Raw genomic sequence first — 17,804 nt, forward strand, 5'->3', positions numbered from 1 at the left:
GAGGACCTCAGCTTTCTCTACGAGGAGGAGGGCTGGTTCGACGTTCTCTCGCCGGAACTCATCGAGCTGATCAGCACCGACGAGGGCATCTGGACCGAGCCCGTCAACATCCACCGCTCCAACGTGATGTGGTATGTCCCGGCCAACCTGGAGGAATGGGGCGTCTCGGTACCGACGAACTGGGATGAGTTTTTGCAGGTCTGCCCCACCTTGCAAGAGCAGGGCGTGACGCCGCTCGTCGTCGCCGAAGCCTGGACGCAGCAGCACCTCTGGGAGTCCGTCGCCCTGGGCGTGCTCGGCATCGACGACTACAACGCCCTCTGGACGGGTGAACTGGCCTTCGACGAGCCACGCGCCGCCCGTGTCTGGGAGGTCTTTGGCGAGGTGATGGCCTGCACCAACGACGACGCCGCCGGCCTCTCCTGGCAGCAAGCTACCGACCGGCTCGTGGAGGGCGAGGCCGCCTTCAACATCATGGGCGACTGGGCCGCCGGCTACATGGTCACCACGCTCGGGCTCGAGCCCGGCGAGGGCTTCGGCTGGGCGCCTTCCCCCGACACCGAGGGGGCGTTCATGCTCTTGTCGGACTCCTTCGGCCTGCCGGTCGGCGCGGCGAACCGCGAGAACACCACCGAGTGGCTGCGCACGCTGGGCTCCTTGGAAGGTCAAGACACCTTCAACCCGCTCAAGGGTTCGATCGCGGCGAGGACCGACAGCGACCTCTCGCTCTACAACGCCTATCTGCAAGCGGCCGCCGAGGACTTCCAGGCCAACCGCCTGGTGCCCTCCCTCGTTCACGGCGCCGCGGCCAACCCCACCTTCCAGGACCAGTTCGCCACCGCGCTGAACATCTACCTGGACACGGGTGACGCCCAGGCGGCGGCCGCCACTACCCAGGAACTCGCCGTCCAGACGGGCCTCGGGCAGTAACCACAGAACAGGGCTGGGGTCTGGGATTGGGGCTGGGGAAAATCCCCTAGCCCCAATCCCTAGCCCCTGACCAGCGCTTATGCGACTCAACCGAGACACCCTCATCGCCATCTTGATGATCGCGCCCTCGCTGGTGCTCCTGGGCATCTTCGTCTACGGCTTTATCGGCCAGACCTTCTACGCCTCGCTGACCGACTGGGGGCGCGACCCCTTCCAGGCGCTGGCCCTAGACCCGCAGCTCAGGTTCGTCGGGCTCGAGAACTACCTCCAGCTCTTCACCAGCCCCATCGACGTGCGCTTCCGCCAGGACCTGGTCAACATGGTCTTTTTCACTCTGTTCTTTATCTCGGGCTGCTTGGGGCTAGGGCTGGGCCTGGCTATTTTACTCGATCAGAACGTGCGCGGCGAGGGCGTCTTCAGGACCCTTTTCCTCTTTCCGCTGTCGCTCTCGTTTATCGTCACGGGCACCATCTGGCGCTGGATGCTCCAGCCCAGGGGTGGACTCAATATCCTGCCGACGACGGTGGGACTGCCGCCCTTGCAGTTCGGCTGGCTCTCGTCTCGTGAACAGGTCTGGCGCTTCAACTGGCAGGACCTGCCGCTCTATGCGGGCTTGCTCATCGCCGCTGTTTTGCTCTTTATCGCCCTCGGCAGCCTGCGCCGAGGCGAGACGCGAGGCCGGGTCGCGCTCGTTTCCGCCCTGCTCGTGGGGGGCTGGAGTCTGGCAGGCGCGCCGGGCGTCACCCTCCTGCCCCGGCTAGAGCGCTACGGCTTCAACCTGGCGCTCAGCGGCGTGATCCTCGCGGCGGTGTGGCAGATGGCCGGCTACACCATGGCCCTCTACCTGGCCGGCCTGCGCGGCGTTTCGGCGGAGCTCCGCGAGGCCGCTCGAGTGGACGGCGCCACCGAGACGCAGCTCTACCGCCACGTGGTCCTGCCTCTTCTCCGACCGATCACGCTCTCGGCCATGATCATTTTGGGTCACATCAGCCTCAAGATCTTCGACCTGGTCTTCGCCATGGCCGGGCCGGACAACGCCCGCGTGAGCGTGCCCGCGCTTTTGATGTATACCACCGCCTTTCGCGGCAACCAGTTCGCCAAGGGCGCGGCCATCGCCGTCATCCTGCTCGTCCTGGTCGCCGTCATCATCGTGCCCTACCTGTGGAGCCAATTGCGCAAGGAGGCGAGACGGTGAGCCTGGCCGCCAGACCCAAGGCCAGACCCAAAAGGCCCCTGCGCCGGGGGCGCTGGTTCCTTTACCTCTTGCTCGCGCTGGCCACGCTCTTTTTTCTGGTGCCCGTCTATCTGGTCTTCGTGACCGCCCTCAAGCACCCGGCCGAGATCAGCCTCTCGACCGCCTGGCAGCTTCCCGCCCGCCCCTACTGGCAGAGCTTCGCCGACGCCTGGGCGGTCTTTGCGCCCAAGCTGCAAAACAGCCTGGTGCTCACCGTGAGCGCTACCGCCCTGTCGGCCATCCTGGGCTCCTTGAACGGCTATGTGCTCTCGAAGTGGCGCTTTCCGGGGGCTGGCGTCCTCTTCCCGCTCATTCTCTTCGGCATGTTCATTCCTTACCAGAGCATACTGATTCCGCTCTTTCAGTTTCTGCGCGAGATAGGGCTTTACGGCAGCCTGTGGGGCCTCATCCTCGCCCACGTCGTCTACGGCCTGCCCATCACCACGCTCATCTTCCGCAACTACTATTCGGAAATTCCCAACGAGATGCTCGAGGCCGCCAAGATCGACGGCGCGGGCTTTTTCGGCATCTACCGCCACGTCATCTTCCCGCTCTCGGTGCCCGCCTTCGTGGTGGTGGTGATCTGGCAGTTCACTCAGGTCTGGAACGAGTTTCTCTTCGCGGTGACCCTCACCCGCACCGCCTCCCAGCCCATCACCGTGGCCCTGGCGCAGCTCGCGGGCGGCGAGGCGGTCAGGTGGAACCTGCCGATGGCCGGGGCGATTCTGGCCGCGATTCCCACGCTGCTCGTCTATATCTTTCTGGGCCGCTACTTTATCCGCGGCTTGCTGGCGGGGTCGGTCAAGGGATAACCCGATCCTCGCCCCCGGTCAGCCCTTTCACGAACGCGCCGTGTTCGCCCTCACCCAAACCCTCCTGCAGGGTTGCCAGCACCTTGGCGAGGTCGCCCGCCAGCATCGCCTCGACGGCCAAGCGCAGACCCGGAAAGACGCGGCTCTCCACCACGCCCGCCTCGTCGGGGGTGAGGGGAAGGTACGCCCCTTCGTACAGGTAAAACCAGGTGAGCTCACGGTCGTAAACCCGCCACACCAGATACTCCCGCACGCCGCTGCGCCGGTAGACCTTGAGCTTGTCGTGCAGGTCGTACGAAGCGCTGCTCGCGGCGATCTCGATGACCAACTCGGGGGCGCCCTCGATATAATCGTCCTCGCTGACGCGCGAGCTGCCGCCAGCCTCTTCGGGCAACCTGAGGAGCGCGTCGGGTTGCGCCTCGTTGTCCAAATCCAAACGCACCGTGGTGTTGTCAAGCAACATCACAGCGGGAGTGGCAGCAGTGTAAACACCCAACCAGGTGATAACTTGGCTATGCGGTTGACCATGTTGCTTAGCCCGCACGGCTGAAGACATATAAACAACCCCCTCGATAAGTTCAGCCTTCTTGACTTCCGGCATGACTTCATAGCGCCGCTCGAACTCGCTGCGCGTGAGCCGGTCGCCGCTTTCCAGCGGCAGCACCTCAACCGCTTTGTCCGCTACTGCCATAACACCACCCTTCCCGCTGTAGACGCTCGGCACATGCCCTCTAGGCCGCGCAAAAAGCCGTCTCCGTTCTTCTGAGGACAGTTTAGCGCTTTTTAAAGTTGCACCTAGCAGTTTCCCAGGGGTGCGCCGGCTTGACAAATTATCACCTCTAGTGTATATATTGTTCATGTACAGTGTGGCGAAAGGATTCGATGATACTGAACCTGTCCGATCTCTCTTCCGAGCCCCTGCACGGCCAAATCTCCCGGCAGATACGGGCCAAGATTCTGGCGGGTGACCTCCGTGAGGGCACGGACCTTCCCTCCATCAGAGCCTTGGCGAAAGAGCAGCAGGTCAGCGTCATCACCGTGCAGCGTTCTTACGAGGACCTCGAGCGCGAGGGGCTCATCCAGGCGAGGCGGGGCAAAGGGTTTTTTGTGGCAAGTCTGTCGAGCGAACAAAAGGAGACGATGGCAATGGCACGACTCGTTGAAACCATGAGGCCACTCATAGAAGAGGCCCTCGCCGAGGGTCTCAATCCTGAGCAAATAGCGGCGCAATGTCAGAGGCTTATCCGTAGCCTGACCAAAGCGACCAAAGGAGGTGTCCTGTCATGATCCATACCGAAGCGAGCCCGCGAGGGGCTAAGTCTCCCTTCGCGGCGCAACCCTCTCACGGGCTAGCCGCGGCCTTTAACGTGCAGCGGCTTGAAAAGCGCTACCAGGGCTTTACGCTCGGCCCCGTCGATTTACGGCTACAACCGGGCACGGTGCTCGCCCTCATCGGCCCCAACGGCGCCGGCAAGACCACCCTGCTGGACTGTCTCGCCGGGCTTATCCAGCCGGACGCCGGCAGCATCCGCATCTTCGGCCAAGCGGCGCACGGGGGCGGTTTTGCCAAGGGGCGGATAGGCTACGCCAGCGACGAGGGGGCGTACTACGAAAACTGGAGCGGCGCGCGCAACCTGCGCTTCCTGGCCAAGTTTTACCCTTCTTGGTCAGAGAGCTGGTTGCAAGAACTCGTCAGGCGCTTTAGCTTTCCCCTCGAGAAGCCCGTCAAAACCCTCTCTAAGGGAAACCGCAGCAAGCTCGGGCTCATCACCGCGCTCGCGCATAAACTAAGCTGCTCCTTTTGGACGAGCCGACCTCCGGCCTCGACCCGCTGGCGAGAGCCGAGGTTTTAGAGGTGCTCTGGGAGCTTTTGGAGGGCGAGCAAGCCATCATCTACTCGAGCCACATCCTCGCGGACATAAGCCGGCTGGCGGACGAGCTGGCCTTTATCAGGGAGGGGCGCATCATCTTAAACGAACCCAAAGACACCCTAGAGGACAAGTGGCGCAAGGTCTCCTTTAGGCTGGCCGCGCCTCTTCCCCAAGCGCTCACGGAGTCCTTCGCCAGCCATCGCGCTCACGGCAACGAGCACCAGGCCGTAAGCCGGGATTTTGCGCTGACGCAGAGCCAGTTGAGCGCCCTCAGCGCCGAGCGCATTGAGGTGAGCCGCATAAGTATCGACGACATCGCCGTGCACATTTTAAAAGGAGCGCACAGTGTGGCAGATCGTTAGGACAGAAATTGGCTATTACGGCAACCGCATTCTAACGAGTTTCTCGACATCGAATTCCGAGAGGGTCGCCTCAGGATGCTCGCTGCGCTGCCCTTACCACGCAAGGCGGTTGCCCTTGCCAGGCTCTTAAGGGTTCTGGTCGTGCCGCTCGTCACGCTTATGCTGGGCGCCGTCGTGTGGATCCTGCTTCCCGAGCCGGGCTCGAGCCTCTGGGCAATCTTTGGCATGAGCGGACTCAATTCTGAGAAGTGGGTTTGGAATTGAGCGAACGGTGAGTTCTAAGTCTTGGGCTTGCCGAGCACCTACGCCTTGCCCTGCAACGCCCTCTCGGCTGGGGCGCGCTTCCCCCTTGCCTCCTGCACCACCTGGCGCACGAGCAGCGCGTAGCCGACGATGCCGATGAGCGCGAACGAGAACCACTGGAGGGCGTAGCCGAGGTGCGGGCCCGCGTCGATGACGGGTGGCGCGGCGAGGATGGGATAGGGCTGGGGCTGGGCGGGCGCTTGCGCCGAAAGCTGCAAGTACATGGGCACCAGGGGGTAGGGCAGCTGGCGCCCCAGGCGTTCTATGTCCACCCAGAAGAGCGCCGTAAGCTCGCCCGTTGCGGGGTCGCGCGCGCCGAAGCCCGGCTGCTCCTGGCGCGGGAAGAGGACGCCAGAGAGCGCCACCCTGCCCTCGGGCGTCAGGGCCCCCGGCACGGGCGGCTCGTCCCAGGCGAAGGGCACCCAGCCGCGGTCCACCAGGAGCGCCTCGCCGCTGTCCAAGACGAGCGGCGTGAGGACGTGGTAGCCGGGGTTGCCGTTATAAGACCTCGAGCGCAAGAGAACCTCGCGCGCAGGGTCGTAGACACCCTCGGCGAGGGCGCGGCGGTAGGCAAGCGGGTTGGCGGCGTCCGCGGGCTCGCGCGCGGCCCCGGGCGCGACCTCGGCTAGAAGCGCGGCGAGGGCTTCGGGCGGGGCGGTCAGGCGGGTCTCGAGCAGGGTGTTGTAACTCTGCCGCTCGTCCAGCCGGCGCAGTTGCCAGAAGCCGAAGTTGACGAAGAGCACCACCAGGCCCAGGGCCAAGGCGTGGCCGAGGAGCCACTTGGGCGTCAGAAACAGGCGGTAGGACACGCGGACTTCTCCAGGGCGGCCTCAGACAAAGCCTTGGACAGAGCCTTGGACAGAGCCTCAGACAAAAAAGGCCCGGTCGACGGCCATCGCCAAAAAGAGCAGGGCCAGGTAGAGCATCGAATACTTGTAGAGCCCCAAGGCCGTGCCGCGCTCGATGGTTTTGTAGAGCCGGTAGACGCGCAGCATCAGGCTGGCGTTCAAGATCATGGCCGCGACCAGGTAGGCCGGGCTGAACTCGCGCAGGGCGAAGGGCAGCAAGGTGACCGCGACCGTGAGCACGGCGTAGAAGACGATCTGCACGACCGTCGCCCTCTCGCCGATGACCACCGGCGCCATCGGCACGCCCACGGCGGCGTAGTCGTCCTTGATCATGAGCGCCAGGGCCCAAAAGTGAACGGGCGTCCACAGGAAGATGAGCGCGAAGAGAAACCAGGCGACGAGGCTCAAGTCGCCGGTCACCGCCGCCCAGCCCACCAAGGGCGGGATGGCCCCGGCCGCGCCGCCGATGACGATGTTCTGCCAGGTGGCGCGCTTCAGCCACATGGTGTAGATGACCACGTAGAAGCCGATGCCGATCAAAGACAGCAAGGAGGCCAGCCAGTTCGAACTGAGCCCGATGACCAGCACCGAGCCGACCGTCAAGAGGGTGGCGAAGACGAGCGCCTCGCGGCTGCCGATCAGCGCCGTCACCGTGGGGCGCCCCGCGGTGCGGCGCATGCGGCCGTCGATGTCGCGGTCGTAGACCATGTTGAAGACGCCCGCGGCCCCGGCCGACATGTAGCCGCCGAGCAAGAGGCCCAGGAGCGGCAGCCAGCCGGGAAAGCCTCGGGCCGCCACGAACATCGCGCCGACGGTGGTGAAGAGCAAGAGGCTGATGACCTTGGGCTTGGTCAGGCTGAGCCAGTCGCGCCAGCCCGGCCGCGCCGCCTGAAGCACACCGCTCCCTGGTGCCGTGACCCTCGCCATCTAGCGCTGCAACCCCGCCGGGCTCAGCTCGGCTTCCCTAAGGTGAACGCTCGAGCGCGCCGCCAGCGCATGAGCGGCAAAGGCGGTGAAGAGCGAAAAGGCCAGGGTCGCCAGGCCCAGGTGCAGAAGTTGCAGGGCGAGCGGCGCCATCTGCAGCAGGTTCACCATGCCGACGAGCATCTGCACGAGGTAGACGGCAAAGAGCCACCAGCCGAGCCTTTTGACCTGGGAGGTGGGCTTCATCCACAGGCTGAGGCCCAGGCTGGTAACCAGATAGATGCCTACAGCCATGCCGATGAGCGGGTGCAGGACGCGCAGCTGCAAGAGGATGGGCGCGGCCGGATTGAAGTCCTGGCTGAGGCCGTCGAGCAGGCTGGCCGAAGGGAAGATGGTGTTGCCCAGGGCCGCCACGCCGCCCGTGAAGAGCAGGGTGTACATGCCCAGAAAGCCGAGTCCCAGCGTGGTCGCCAGGGCGCCCTGGCGGCGCAGGCGCAGCGGGCCGGGCGCACCCTTGGCGTAGAGGACGGCGATAACCAGCGCACCCACCATCGACATCGAGTTGACGAGGTGAATCGGCACGATGACGCCCCTCATCAGGCTGGTGTTCTCACCGGTAAAGCCGAAGACGACGGTGGCGGCGCCGACGAGCGACTGCAAGACCAGGAAAAAGACCGCCGCCAGGCTGGCTCGGTAGAGGCCAAGGTTCTCGCGGCGGCCGCGAAAGGCCAGCAAGAGCAGCCACAGGACGAGTGCCAGGAGCACCAGGGTGAGCAGGCGGTGGCTGAACTCGAGCGCCGTGGCAAAGCCTGCTTGCAGCGGGACGATCTCGCCGTTGCAGGTCGGCCAGTGGCTGCCGCAGCCCGCGCCCGAACCCGTGGCGCGCACCACCGCCCCTTGCAGATTGAGCAGCACCGTGGTGATCAGCGCCGTCCAGGCGATCGCCAGCGTCCCAACCCCGTGTCTCCGCACAGCATCCTCCATCACACCTCTCGAGTCTTCTCAAAAGGCGTTCATATCAGTATAGGGTGCGCCCGCTCCGGCCTCGAGGACAATTGTCCTCTATGACGCCCTTGATCCCCAACCGGCTCGCGCCACCGCGCAGCATACCAAAAACCGCTCCGCCCCAAGTCAGCCTCGGCGCGGTGGCGCGGCTAGCCACGGGCAACTAGGCCACGAGCAACAATGCCACAAGCAACTTATGTCATACTACGGGCCATACAGGTGAACCGTTCGGTCTACAGGTCGCCTAGCCCGTGCGGGCGCAACCGCGAACCTCGCTGAGGATGCGGGACTTGGCGGCGCGAACGAGCTTCAGGAGGTGTCATGGTTCTCGAGCTACTTCTCTCTTCCCTCATCGCGGGGCCCCTGGCGACGGTGGTCATGGTGACCTTCCAGTATCTGCCCATGCTCTGGAGCGGCGGCCACTACGACGTGATCGGCGCCCTGGGCACCGCCGTCACCGGCAAGGCCGAACGGCGCTCGAGTCTCATCGGCACCGCCATCCACTTTGGCTCGGGCGTGCTCTTTGCCTTTCTCTACGGCCTCATCGCCTGGGGGCTCGTCTCCATAGACACCGAGTTGCCGCAGATGGTCGCTTGGGGCGGCGTCAACATGTTCGACGTCTTGATCGGCTTGGCCGTCGGCTTGGGCCACGGCCTTCTCGTCGCCATCTTGCTCGCCATCGTGGTCGTCGAGCACCACCCCATCGAGGCCTACCGCAGCAACTTCTACGTGATCCCCTCGGCCGTGGTCGGCCACATCGCCTACGGCGGCTCGGTCATGTTCTTCCACAGCCTCATCCTGCGGGGCCTGTTCGGCAACTGAGCGCTTTTTAGCCTGCCCGAACATTCTCTATGCGCATCATGGCCATCTTTGCCCATCCCGACGACGAGCTCGGCTGTTTGGGCACCCTGCGCCGCCACGCCGAGCGCGGTGATGCGGTGATGCTGGTGTGGACCACCCTGGGCGAACTCGCCAGCCAGTTCGGCGACGCCTCCAGAGAGGAGGTGAGCCGCGTCAGGCAGGAGCACGGCGCCTGGGTCGCTCACAAGGTGGGCGCCGAACACCGTTTCTTCGACATGGGCGACTCGAGGATGACGGGCTCGCGCGCCGAGGCGCTGGAGATCGCCCGCCTCTACGCCCGCTGGCAGCCCGACTCGATCATCACCTGGAGCGACGATCACCCCCACCCCGACCACCGCATGACCGCCAAGGTCAGCTTCGACGCGGTCACCCTGGCGCGGATTCCCAAAATCATCAACGACGAAATCGACGACAGGCTCGAGGCCCACCGCCGGCCGGTGCGCTTCTACCAGTACCCTTCGTCGGCGACCATCCGCCCGGTCATGCACGTCGACATCAGCGAGCAGATAGGGCTCGTCAGCGAGGCCTTCGCCTTCTACCGCGACTTCTACAGGTGGGAGTGGACCGAGGAGCAGTTCAGGGCCAGCCGCGCCAGCCACGGCCGCGAGGTCGGCGTGAAGTTCGCCGAGAAGTTTCAGCTTCGTCAGGCCTTTGGGCCGGCGACCGATTACCTGCTCTAGAACAGGTCTCTAGAACAGGTCTCTAGAACAGGTGGTGCCGGCGCGGGACTGAAGCCGCCGAGCGCTTCACGGCTGACACGTCGGCGCACCTTCACTCGAGCAGCTCGAGGCGGCTGCGGTCGCCGAGCACCAGGCGGTGCGCGTCTCCCCCGGCGCCGCGGATCTCGACGCGCGCGCCGATCAGGCTCGAGCGGATAGGCGCGCCTATCCCCTCGATCACCGACGCCTCCTCGATCACGCTGTCCGCGATCACCGCGCGCCGCACCCGCACCCCGGCGCCGATGCTGGTATAGGGGCCGATATGGGCGTCAAGGACGCGCGCGCCCGCGCCGATGATGGTGGGACCCTCGATGAGCGAGTTCCTGACCAGCGCGCCCGCCTCGACCGCGACGGCGCCGCGCACTTCGCTTCCTTCGAGCCGCCCCTCCTGACGGGGCTCGAGGGCCGCCAGGAGCAGGCGGTTGGCCTCGAGCACATCCTCGGGGCGGCCGGTGTCCTTCCACCAGCCCGTCACCTCGACGGCTGCCACCCGCTTGCCCGCCCGGATGAGCCCTGAAATGGCGTCGGTGATCTCGTACTCGCCGCGCGCGCTCACGGCGAGCTCGTCGATGACCGCGTGGACGCAGGCGTCGAAGACGTAGACGCCGGCCACCGCCAGGTCGCTGGGTGGGTGGACGGGCTTCTCGACGAGCCGGGTGACGCGCCCGTCCTCGACCACCGCCACCCCGAACTGGCGCGGGTCCGCAACGCGCGCCAGGGCCAAAACCGTATGAACCTCACCGTTCCCTTGCCGGAAGGCGTCCACAAAGGCGCCGACGCCGTGCTGAAAGAGGTTGTCGCCCAGATAGGTGACGAAGGGTTCGTCACCCAAAAAGGCCCTCGCGGCCTTGACCGCGTGCGCCAGACCCGCCGGCCGCGCCTGGCTGATGTAGCTTATCCGGGCGCCCCGGTAAGCCGCCAGCGTCCGCTGGATCTCGGCCACCGTGGTACTCGACACCACGATGCCGACCTCGCCGATGCCCGCCGCCACCAGGTGGTCGAGCGCGTGGACGATGAGCGGCCGGTTGGCGACCGCGATCACGGGCTTGGGCCGGGCGTTGCTGAGCGGCCGCAGGCGGGTGCCCAGGCCGGCGGCGAGGATGAGTCCCTTCAAGCGCCTCCTAGTGCCGGCCTGAAGGCGAAACGCTGTTCCGCCGCCAGGAGCCGACCTTGATGATTGCAGGCTCGAGTATAGCCCAAAGGGCGGGGGTTCTGACCTCTACGCAAACAAATTTACGCAAACAAATTCGGCTAGACTGGTCCCTATGCATGAGCCCGTGCCCCAGCCCGCCCGGCGCATCTCACGACTCAGCGAATCGACCATCCGCGGCCTGACCGTCTACGCCGGCGCCAGGGGAGGTTGCGGCGGCGCACGGTGACCTGAGCGATCAGCGACGAGCCCTTCCCGCCGAAACCGAAGCTGAACCACCATTCAAGCCAATTGGCCCGCTCAAGCACCCTTATACTTTCCGCATGAAGGTAATGACGTGGAACATCAACGGTGGCTATGGCTTGCAATCCATGAGTCCAAAGGTATACCTCAAGGCTGAAAATCTCTCCTATTTCATCGCTCAAATTGAAGATGTCGCTGCGGATATCGTTTGCCTTCAAGAGGTTCACCTGAACACGTCCCGGTCTCAAGCGCACGAAATCGCCTCCAGCCTCGGCTACAATTACATCTTTGAAACAGTCACGAGCGAGTCCCATATCGACGACGCTTATAGACTCGCCAACGCCATTCTCTCCAAACACGCCCTTGCAAAGCCTCGAGCCGTCAAGTTACCGCTCCCGACTTTCAAGCTCAGCCTCCTGCTGCTTACCGATGGGGAGCACGCCAGGGTCCATGACAAGTATCTTCAGCGCGTGAGGTGCGGCGATCTGCTGATTGCCAACACCCACCTCCTTCCTCTTCATATCCTGGGCTCGAGCTATGAAAGTCAGGAGGGAAGCGCGTTCGCTCGAGAGATTGAGGGGGTCTTGCTCGAACATCTGGACACGCCGCTCATTCTCTGCGGGGACTTTAATGTCCATAACCTCAAGGCAGTCTATCCGCGCCTCTTTCATAGGTTAAGGGCACTAGCCCTTAGGCCCTAGTGGGCCTCACCTAGGCGCTATCCCTCGTTGACACCTTGCCAAAGGAGCCATCCTTGCCCAACACAAACAAGCGAATCGATTACATCCTGACTTCAAGGGGCGAGTTTAGAACAAAAGAGAGCACAATCATCAGGACGCTAAGCGATCACTTTCCTTGCGTGACCATTTTTGAGGTCTAAGTATCTTGAGGTCTAAGTATCTTGAGGTCTAAGTATGAAGTCTAGGTCTGCGGCGCGAAGACCACCTTGACCGCCCGCCGCGTCCGCACCGCCCCCAAGGCCTCGCGCCACTCCTCAAGCGGGTAGGAGGCGCCGACGAGGCGCTCGAGACCCTCGGCCTCGGCAAGCAAGCTGACCGCCTTCGCAAAGTCCTCACGCCTGTAGACATAGCTCCCGACGAGCCTGAGCTCGCGGAACCAGTAGGGGGAGAGGTCGTGGCGCAGGTGCCCAGGCGCGCCGAGGAGCAGCAGCGTCCCGCCCTCGGCCACGGCCCAGGAAGCCTGCTCGAGCGAACTGGCGCTGCCCGCGGCGTCCACCACCGCGCCGAAGCCGCCGCGCCAGGCGGGAGGGCCGATGATCGCCCGGTAGGCTTTGGCCCCCACCGCCTCCGCCGCCTCGGCAACCGAGCCGTGGACCCGGTCCGCGCCCAGCTGCCTGGCCATGTCGGCCTGAACAAGATGGCGGGCGACGGCGTGGAGTTCGCCCCCGTAGCCCGTCAGGCGCAGGGCCACCACCGTCAGCAGGCCGATGGTGCCCGCGCCGACGACGAGCAAGCTGGCGGGCGGCCCGCCGGGAAAGGCCAAGCTCAAGCCGCGCAGCGCCACCGCCAGCGGCTCGGCCAAGACCGCTCGAGCGTCCGGGACAGTGTCGGGGATGGGATAGAGCCGGTCGGGGTGGACCGCGACCGTCTCGCCCCAGCCGCCGGGGAGGTCGCGGCAGAAGCCCAGCATGCCGGGGGCGAAGGCGCCCTCCGCGGGCTTTTGGCAGCGCCCGTCCTCGCCCCCCTGGCAGGCCGCGCAGGCCTCTACACCCCGCTCGCGGCAGGCCAAGAGCGGGTTGACGACCACGCGCACGCCCTCCACCTCGCCCAGAATCTCATGCCCCAAGACCGCCGGGAAGGAAAAGAAGGGCGAGAGCCGGGGCGAGTTCTTGCCATAGAGCAGCGCCAGGTCGGAGCCGCAGATGCCCGACAGGCGCACCTTGACGCGCTGCCAGCCCGGCGGGATTTGGGGCGCGGGCAGGCGCTCGAGCCTGAGCGGCAACTGCGCGATGGGGTAACGCGTGCCGAGCCGCCCGGCCAGAAGGTAGCGAGGCACGGAGGGGTAGTAGCGAAGCGCCTTCATGGCTTTAGATCATCGGGATGTTCTGGACCAGCCTACCCTCGATGCGCGCCAAAACGTCTTCCACGCTCCGGCCGGTGATGGTCAGGCCGTGGTTCTTGAGGCCAACGATCGCCCGCGCGGGGTCGTCGGCGCGGCGCAGCGTCTCGGCGACCGCCTCGCCGAGCTCGAAGGTGCCGCAGGGGTAGTTGAGCTCGGTCGAGGGCACGCCGTCCATCCAGGCGTGGACGTGGATGATCGCGCCCACATCCGGGTGCTCGCGGTAGATCATCCAGTGCTCGATGGCGTCGACCGATACCCGGCGCGGCTCGACACCCGGCGGCACCGAGAGGCGCATGGCGTTCTCTGCCTCGTCGTAGTCGGTGACCATGAGGATGTCGCGGCCGACCGTCTCGAGCCGCGACTTGTCGACGCCCGAGGCCGACATCCAAAAGCGCCCCTCGTCCTTGCGCACCGACAGGTTGCCGTAGGAGAGGCCGCCGATGCCGTAGAGCCTCTTGACGTGGCGCAGATCCTCGGGCGACAGGATCTCGTCGATGGAAAAGGGCGCGGGCAAGAGGTCCCAGTCGGCAAGGCGCTTGCCGGCCAGGCTGAGCGCGCGGGTGAGCGCGTCGCCCGCGCGCAGCGCCTCCTCGAGGTCACCCCTGAAGTCATTGTCGATGACCAGCCGCGACTCGGCCAGGGGCTTGATGCGCTCGACCAGCCGCTCGGCGAAGCGCGGGCCTTCCCGCTCGACGTAGTGGCCGAGCTCCAAGGTGACGAAGTGCACGCCCTCACCCGGCGCATAGACGAGCAGCATGTTGGAGAGCGAGCGCACCAGGTAGGGGTAGAGCGCCTTGACGGGCTCCGCCGGCAGCTCGGGCAGCTCCAGCAGCGAGAGGACGAAGACCGCCTGAGCGCGGCGCCTAAAGGGTGCGGGCGCCTCCTCGGTGATGAAGTTGAGGACCAGGCGCGGGGCGTCGGCGGCCTCTTCGAAGCGGTAGCCGGCCTCGCCGAGCGCGCGCTTGAGATCCGCGGCAAGCTCGCCCAAGCCGGGCGAGGGCTCGCCGTGAAAGCTGAAGACGGGGGCGCCTGCCGGGGGCGCCGATTGCGGAGAGCGAGAGGGAGCGGAAGTGATCATTTAGGCGATTCTACCCTATCGCCTGACAAAAGCCCGCCGTTCTCTCGAGCACACCCCCAGCAATCTGGCCTTGACGCCGCTCAGGGCTTAAGCGGCAGCCGCACGGCGCCCTCCAAAAAGGTTTCCCGCACCACGGCGCCCGCCGCCTGCAAGCGCTCCAAGACGAGCGGGCTGGGGTGGCCGTAGTTGTTGCGGCCGTAGGAGATGGCGGCCGTCTTAGGCCGCGCGGCGGCGACGAGGGCGTCCGAGGTCGAGGTTCTCGAGCCGTGATGGGGCGTCATCAAAAGGTCCACGGCGGGAAAGGCGATGTCGCGCTCGACGGCCTCGGGGATGTCGCCCAGAAAGAGCGCCGTGGGCCGGTCGTCCAGGTAGAGCGCAAAGGCCACCGAGTCGGCGTCGACATCGCCGTAGCGCCGCCGCGGCGGGTTTAAGATGTCGAGCCGGACGGGGCCGAGCGCGAGCGACTCGCCGCGGGTCACCTGCACGACCGGCACGCCGCCGCCTTCCGCCGCGGCCATCAGCTCGGCGAAGACCGGGCGCTCCCAGTCCTCCACCCCGATGACGAGGGCACCTACCGGCATGAGCTTAAGGACGCTGACGAGCCCTTCCATGTGGTCGACATGGGCGTGGGTGGCGATGACGAGCTCGAGCCGGCCTACCCCCAGAGCCCGCAGGGCCGGCACCACCGTGCGCGCGCCCACGTCAAAATCGCTCCACAGGCTGCCCCCGCCGTCCACCAAGATGGCCACGCCGCCCGCGCGCACCAGCGCGCTGTCTCCCTGCCCCACGTCGATAAACACCACCTCGCTCGTCTCCCGCGCCGCCAAGACCGTCGAGCTTGCCAGCGCGACGGTGACGACCAGCGCCCCCCGCCAGGGCCGCAGCCGGCCCCCCAGGGTGAGGGCCAGCGCCACGCCGCCCACGGCGTAGAGAAGGTAGCCCGCGGGGGCGATCTCGCCCCAGGCCAGGGTCGGCAGGGCGGAGGCCAGGTCGGCGAGGCCGATGAGCGCGCCCACCAGCAGGCCTGTCGGTACGTTGAGTCCTCCCGCCAGACCAGGTGACAGCGTACCCAGGAGCCCGGCCACAAAGCCGAGCGGCACCAGCAGTCCGGCCAGCGGCACCGCCACGACATTGACCAAGGGGCTGAAGAGGGGAACGCTGCCGAAGTGGTGAGCGACGAGCGGCAGGGTCAGCGCCTGCGCCGAGGCGCTCACCACCGCCGCGCCCACGACCAGCGTGCGCGGGTCCCACCAACCCCGGGCGATAAAGTTCCGGCCGAAGATAGCCTTCATGACCGGCGGGACGAAGAGGAGGATGCCCGCCACCGCCAGGTAGGAGAGCTGAAAGGAGAGGTCGAAGAGCCAGGACGGGTTCCAAACAAGCGTCAGCAGCGCCGCCAATCCCAGGGCCGGCCAGGGCTCGATGCGCCCGCTGCCCAGCCACAGCGTCACGAGCGCCGCCGTCACCATCGCGGCCGCCCGCACCACGCTCGGCGTCGGCCCGACAAGCTGCACGAAAAGCAGCGCGAGGACGATCATGAGCGGGTAGCGCGCCCGGCCCAGGGGGCTCAAGAGCAGGCCGAGCGCCGCCATCAGGACGCCCACGTGCAGGCCCGACAGGGCCAGGAGATGGGCCAGGCCCGAGGCCGCGAAGACCTCGCGCAGGTCGCCTAAGTCCTCGCGCAGGCCCAGGGTCATCGCCTGCATAAGCCCCGCCGCGCGCGCGTCCAGCCCGGCGACGACGCCCTGACGCAAGCGCTCCCTGACGGTGACGGCGGCGGGCTCATGCACCTGCACCTCGCGCACGAAGACCTGCCCGCGGATGTCCCGGCGCTCGAGGTAGCTCCGGTAGTCGAAGCCGCCGGGGTTGCGCTTGCCCTGCGCCTCGGCAAGGTCGCCGGTGAGCGTCACCCGGCCCGGCGCCACCGAGCCGCGAGGCGACAGGGCCACCCGCGCGCCGCCAAAGCGGGTATCGCCGCCAATGCCGTCCACCCTCAGATAGCGGCCGTCGGACTGTCCCGACAGGGTCAGGCGCTGCGCCATCAGCGGCTCCAAGAGGTGAGGCCGGGCCTGCCAAAGCTCATAGCGCCAGGCGCCCAGCGGCAGCAGCAAGGTCAGGCCGAGGAGCAGGAGCAGGCCCTCCGAGCGCCGCCAGAGGAGCCAGGTCAAGAGGGCGAGGAGGAGCGCGGCGAGCAGGCTCAGCCACAGCGGCAGGCCGAGGCCGGAGAGCGCGACGCCGCTGGCTAAGTAGAGCGCGGCGGGGACCGGCCAGGGAAGGAAGCTCGCGCCCTCGGGTCGATCTGTGAGGGCTTCGTTAGGAGCCCTGTCTGGGTTAGGAGCCCTGTCTGGAAGCGACGGCTTCGCCGGGCGGCGCGGTTCCGGGGCAGGACCCAGGCTCACGGCTTGACCAGCGGGCGCAGCCGCTCCAGGGTCACCGGGCCGATGCCCGAAACCTTGATGAGCTCGTCCACGCCGTAAAAGGGCCGGTAGTCGATGATGCGCCCCGCCAGGACCGGGCCGATACCCGGCAGGCCAGTAAGCTCGCGCTGCGTCGCCGCGTTGAGGCTGATGCGCACCTCGCCCGTCTCGGTGGTGCGGGTGGGCACTACGATGCTCGCGCCGGTATCCAAAGGCATCGCCAGGTTGACCAACGTCTCCTCGGCCTCCTCGTGCAGCCCACCCGCCAGCTCGACAAGATCGGCCACCCTCGAGCCCCAGGGCAGCTCGTAGAGACCGGGGTTTCTCACCGCCCCGGCAATCGACACCGTCACCTCGGGCTGGTGACGCTCGACGCTCATGGGCACGGGCGCCAGTCTGGGATAGAGGTTCCAGGCGACCAGAACGAGGCAGACCAGAACGAGTCCAAGGGTCAGCCAGTTTTCCTGCGCGGGGCGCATGGGTCAGTCTAGCAGGAATCGCCTTTCATCTCACTCGGAGTGTCAAACGGGGATGACTTTTGTGCAATCGAAGCACAACAAAAAAGAGAAAGGGACCGATAGGCTCGGCCCCTTTCCAACCCTCACCCGCCTCTAGTTCAGCGCGTCGATGATACTTTGCGCCACCTCGAGCAGGGGCCTGGCTTCGGCCTCGGGAAGTTGCCCGGACGCTACGAAGTCGTTCAGTTGGTTGACGAAGGCCTGGAGTTGGTTGCTCGCCGTCTTCGCCTGACCTCTATCCAAGGAGCGAATCGCGGCGTCGATCCGGGCGATGAGCGCATGCCCCTGGCCGCCGTTCAAAAGCCCCGCCGCGCTCAAGGCTTGCACGTCGCCCTTGAGCAGCTCGAGCGCCAAGCGGATGGTGAGCGTGTAGCGCGAGACAGCCGGGTCGTGGTCGCTCACTTGCGCGAAGAACTCGGCGTTGACGTGAACGATGTCGTACTCTGC

The 17,804-nt window shown here is 66.1% G+C and carries 17 protein-coding genes and 1 pseudogene; 9 read left to right on the plus strand and 9 right to left on the minus strand.

Annotated elements, in window-relative coordinates; translation table 11 throughout:
• The 3 genes from M3498_16355 to M3498_16365 form a co-directional block, all read left to right on the plus strand.
• A partial coding sequence (locus M3498_16355) for an ABC transporter substrate-binding protein (protein ID MDQ3460844.1) occupies positions 1-930 on the plus strand: 930 nt, incomplete at its 5' end.
• Positions 931-1,009: 79 nt separating this feature from the next.
• Complete coding sequence (locus M3498_16360; protein ID MDQ3460845.1) at positions 1,010-2,125, plus strand: sugar ABC transporter permease; 1,116 nt, start codon at positions 1,010-1,012, stop codon at positions 2,123-2,125.
• 2 nt (positions 2,126-2,127) lie between these two features.
• Entirely contained in the window at positions 2,128-2,976 is an 849-nt protein-coding gene (locus M3498_16365; GenBank protein MDQ3460846.1) for a carbohydrate ABC transporter permease, read from the plus strand.
• Here the strand turns inward: M3498_16365 and M3498_16370 are convergent.
• On the minus strand, positions 2,966-3,667 hold the full coding sequence (locus tag M3498_16370) for a Uma2 family endonuclease (GenBank protein ID MDQ3460847.1): 702 nt from the start codon (positions 3,665-3,667) through the stop codon (positions 2,966-2,968). The two genes, M3498_16365 and M3498_16370, sit on opposite strands and share 11 nt — an antisense overlap.
• A gap of 191 nt (positions 3,668-3,858) precedes the next feature.
• Between M3498_16370 and M3498_16375 the strand changes: the two genes are divergently transcribed.
• The 3 genes from M3498_16375 to M3498_16385 are packed head-to-tail and all read left to right on the plus strand — an operon-like array spanning position 3,859 to position 5,209.
• Positions 3,859-4,263, plus strand: coding sequence for a GntR family transcriptional regulator (locus M3498_16375; GenBank protein ID MDQ3460848.1), 405 nt, complete (start codon positions 3,859-3,861; stop codon positions 4,261-4,263).
• Positions 4,260-4,829: an ABC transporter ATP-binding protein gene (locus M3498_16380; GenBank protein ID MDQ3460849.1), complete on the plus strand. Its 570-nt coding sequence runs from the start codon at positions 4,260-4,262 to the stop codon at positions 4,827-4,829. Before M3498_16375 ends, M3498_16380 begins: the two co-directional genes overlap by 4 nt.
• On the plus strand, positions 4,778-5,209 hold the full coding sequence (locus M3498_16385) for a hypothetical protein (protein MDQ3460850.1): 432 nt from the start codon (positions 4,778-4,780) through the stop codon (positions 5,207-5,209). The genes M3498_16380 and M3498_16385 overlap by 52 nt, the downstream gene beginning before the upstream one ends.
• Positions 5,210-5,511: 302 nt before the next feature.
• Here M3498_16385 and M3498_16390 read toward each other — a convergent pair whose 3' ends face one another.
• Together M3498_16390 and M3498_16395 are read right to left on the minus strand one after the other, a co-directional pair.
• A complete protein-coding gene (locus M3498_16390) occupies positions 5,512-6,321 on the minus strand; it encodes an SURF1 family protein (GenBank protein ID MDQ3460851.1) in 810 nt (269 codons plus the stop codon).
• 57 nt (positions 6,322-6,378) lie between these two features.
• A pseudogene (locus M3498_16395) lies at positions 6,379-8,268 on the minus strand (heme o synthase).
• Positions 8,269-8,610: 342 nt separating this feature from the next.
• On the opposite strand from M3498_16395, the gene M3498_16400 reads away from it, so the two are divergent.
• Both M3498_16400 and M3498_16405 read left to right on the plus strand, forming a co-directional pair.
• Positions 8,611-9,111: a hypothetical protein gene (locus M3498_16400; GenBank protein MDQ3460852.1), complete on the plus strand. Its 501-nt coding sequence runs from the start codon at positions 8,611-8,613 to the stop codon at positions 9,109-9,111.
• 29 nt (positions 9,112-9,140) lie between these two features.
• Positions 9,141-9,830, plus strand: coding sequence for a PIG-L family deacetylase (locus tag M3498_16405; GenBank protein MDQ3460853.1), 690 nt, complete (start codon positions 9,141-9,143; stop codon positions 9,828-9,830).
• Between the two features lie 91 nt (positions 9,831-9,921).
• On the opposite strand, the gene M3498_16410 is transcribed toward M3498_16405, so the two are convergent.
• Positions 9,922-10,983: a glucose-1-phosphate thymidylyltransferase gene (locus M3498_16410; GenBank protein ID MDQ3460854.1), complete on the minus strand. Its 1,062-nt coding sequence runs from the start codon at positions 10,981-10,983 to the stop codon at positions 9,922-9,924.
• A 359-nt stretch (positions 10,984-11,342) separates the two neighbouring features.
• Here M3498_16410 and M3498_16415 point away from each other — a divergent pair, with 359 nt between their 5' ends.
• A complete protein-coding gene (locus tag M3498_16415; protein ID MDQ3460855.1) occupies positions 11,343-11,963 on the plus strand; it encodes an endonuclease/exonuclease/phosphatase family protein in 621 nt (206 codons plus the stop codon).
• Positions 11,964-12,183: 220 nt separating this feature from the next.
• Here M3498_16415 and M3498_16420 read toward each other — a convergent pair whose 3' ends face one another.
• From M3498_16420 to M3498_16440, 5 genes are all read right to left on the minus strand, one after another.
• Complete coding sequence (locus M3498_16420; GenBank protein ID MDQ3460856.1) at positions 12,184-13,305, minus strand: alcohol dehydrogenase catalytic domain-containing protein; 1,122 nt, start codon at positions 13,303-13,305, stop codon at positions 12,184-12,186.
• A 4-nt stretch (positions 13,306-13,309) separates the two neighbouring features.
• Positions 13,310-14,422, minus strand: a complete 1,113-nt coding sequence (locus tag M3498_16425; protein ID MDQ3460857.1) for a class II aldolase/adducin family protein — start codon at positions 14,420-14,422, stop codon at positions 13,310-13,312.
• An 80-nt stretch (positions 14,423-14,502) separates the two neighbouring features.
• On the minus strand, positions 14,503-16,821 hold the full coding sequence (locus tag M3498_16430) for a DNA internalization-related competence protein ComEC/Rec2 (GenBank protein MDQ3460858.1): 2,319 nt from the start codon (positions 16,819-16,821) through the stop codon (positions 14,503-14,505).
• A complete protein-coding gene (locus M3498_16435) occupies positions 16,818-17,318 on the minus strand; it encodes a helix-hairpin-helix domain-containing protein (GenBank protein MDQ3460859.1) in 501 nt (166 codons plus the stop codon). The genes M3498_16430 and M3498_16435 overlap by 4 nt, the downstream gene beginning before the upstream one ends.
• 132 nt (positions 17,319-17,450) lie before the next feature.
• The coding region (locus M3498_16440; GenBank protein MDQ3460860.1) for a hypothetical protein at positions 17,451-17,804 on the minus strand (354 nt) is incomplete at its 5' end.

Source organism: Deinococcota bacterium (assembly GCA_030858465.1).
In the GTDB taxonomy this organism is placed as follows: domain Bacteria; phylum Deinococcota; class Deinococci; order Deinococcales; family Trueperaceae; genus JALZLY01.

Coding starts and splice junctions, on each gene's coding strand:
- M3498_16360 (MDQ3460845.1), top strand. CDS start 1,010: ATGCGACTCAACCGAGACACCCTCATCGCCATCTTGATGATCGCGCCC.
- M3498_16435 (MDQ3460859.1), bottom strand. CDS start 17,318: ATGCGCCCCGCGCAGGAAAACTGGCTGACCCTTGGACTCGTTCTGGTC.
- M3498_16415 (MDQ3460855.1), top strand. CDS start 11,343: ATGAAGGTAATGACGTGGAACATCAACGGTGGCTATGGCTTGCAATCC.
- M3498_16425 (MDQ3460857.1), bottom strand. CDS start 14,422: ATGATCACTTCCGCTCCCTCTCGCTCTCCGCAATCGGCGCCCCCGGCA.
- M3498_16400 (MDQ3460852.1), top strand. CDS start 8,611: ATGGTTCTCGAGCTACTTCTCTCTTCCCTCATCGCGGGGCCCCTGGCG.
- M3498_16375 (MDQ3460848.1), top strand. CDS start 3,859: ATGATACTGAACCTGTCCGATCTCTCTTCCGAGCCCCTGCACGGCCAA.
- M3498_16420 (MDQ3460856.1), bottom strand. CDS start 13,305: ATGAAGGCGCTTCGCTACTACCCCTCCGTGCCTCGCTACCTTCTGGCC.
- M3498_16370 (MDQ3460847.1), bottom strand. CDS start 3,667: ATGGCAGTAGCGGACAAAGCGGTTGAGGTGCTGCCGCTGGAAAGCGGC.
- M3498_16380 (MDQ3460849.1), top strand. CDS start 4,260: ATGATCCATACCGAAGCGAGCCCGCGAGGGGCTAAGTCTCCCTTCGCG.
- M3498_16405 (MDQ3460853.1), top strand. CDS start 9,141: ATGCGCATCATGGCCATCTTTGCCCATCCCGACGACGAGCTCGGCTGT.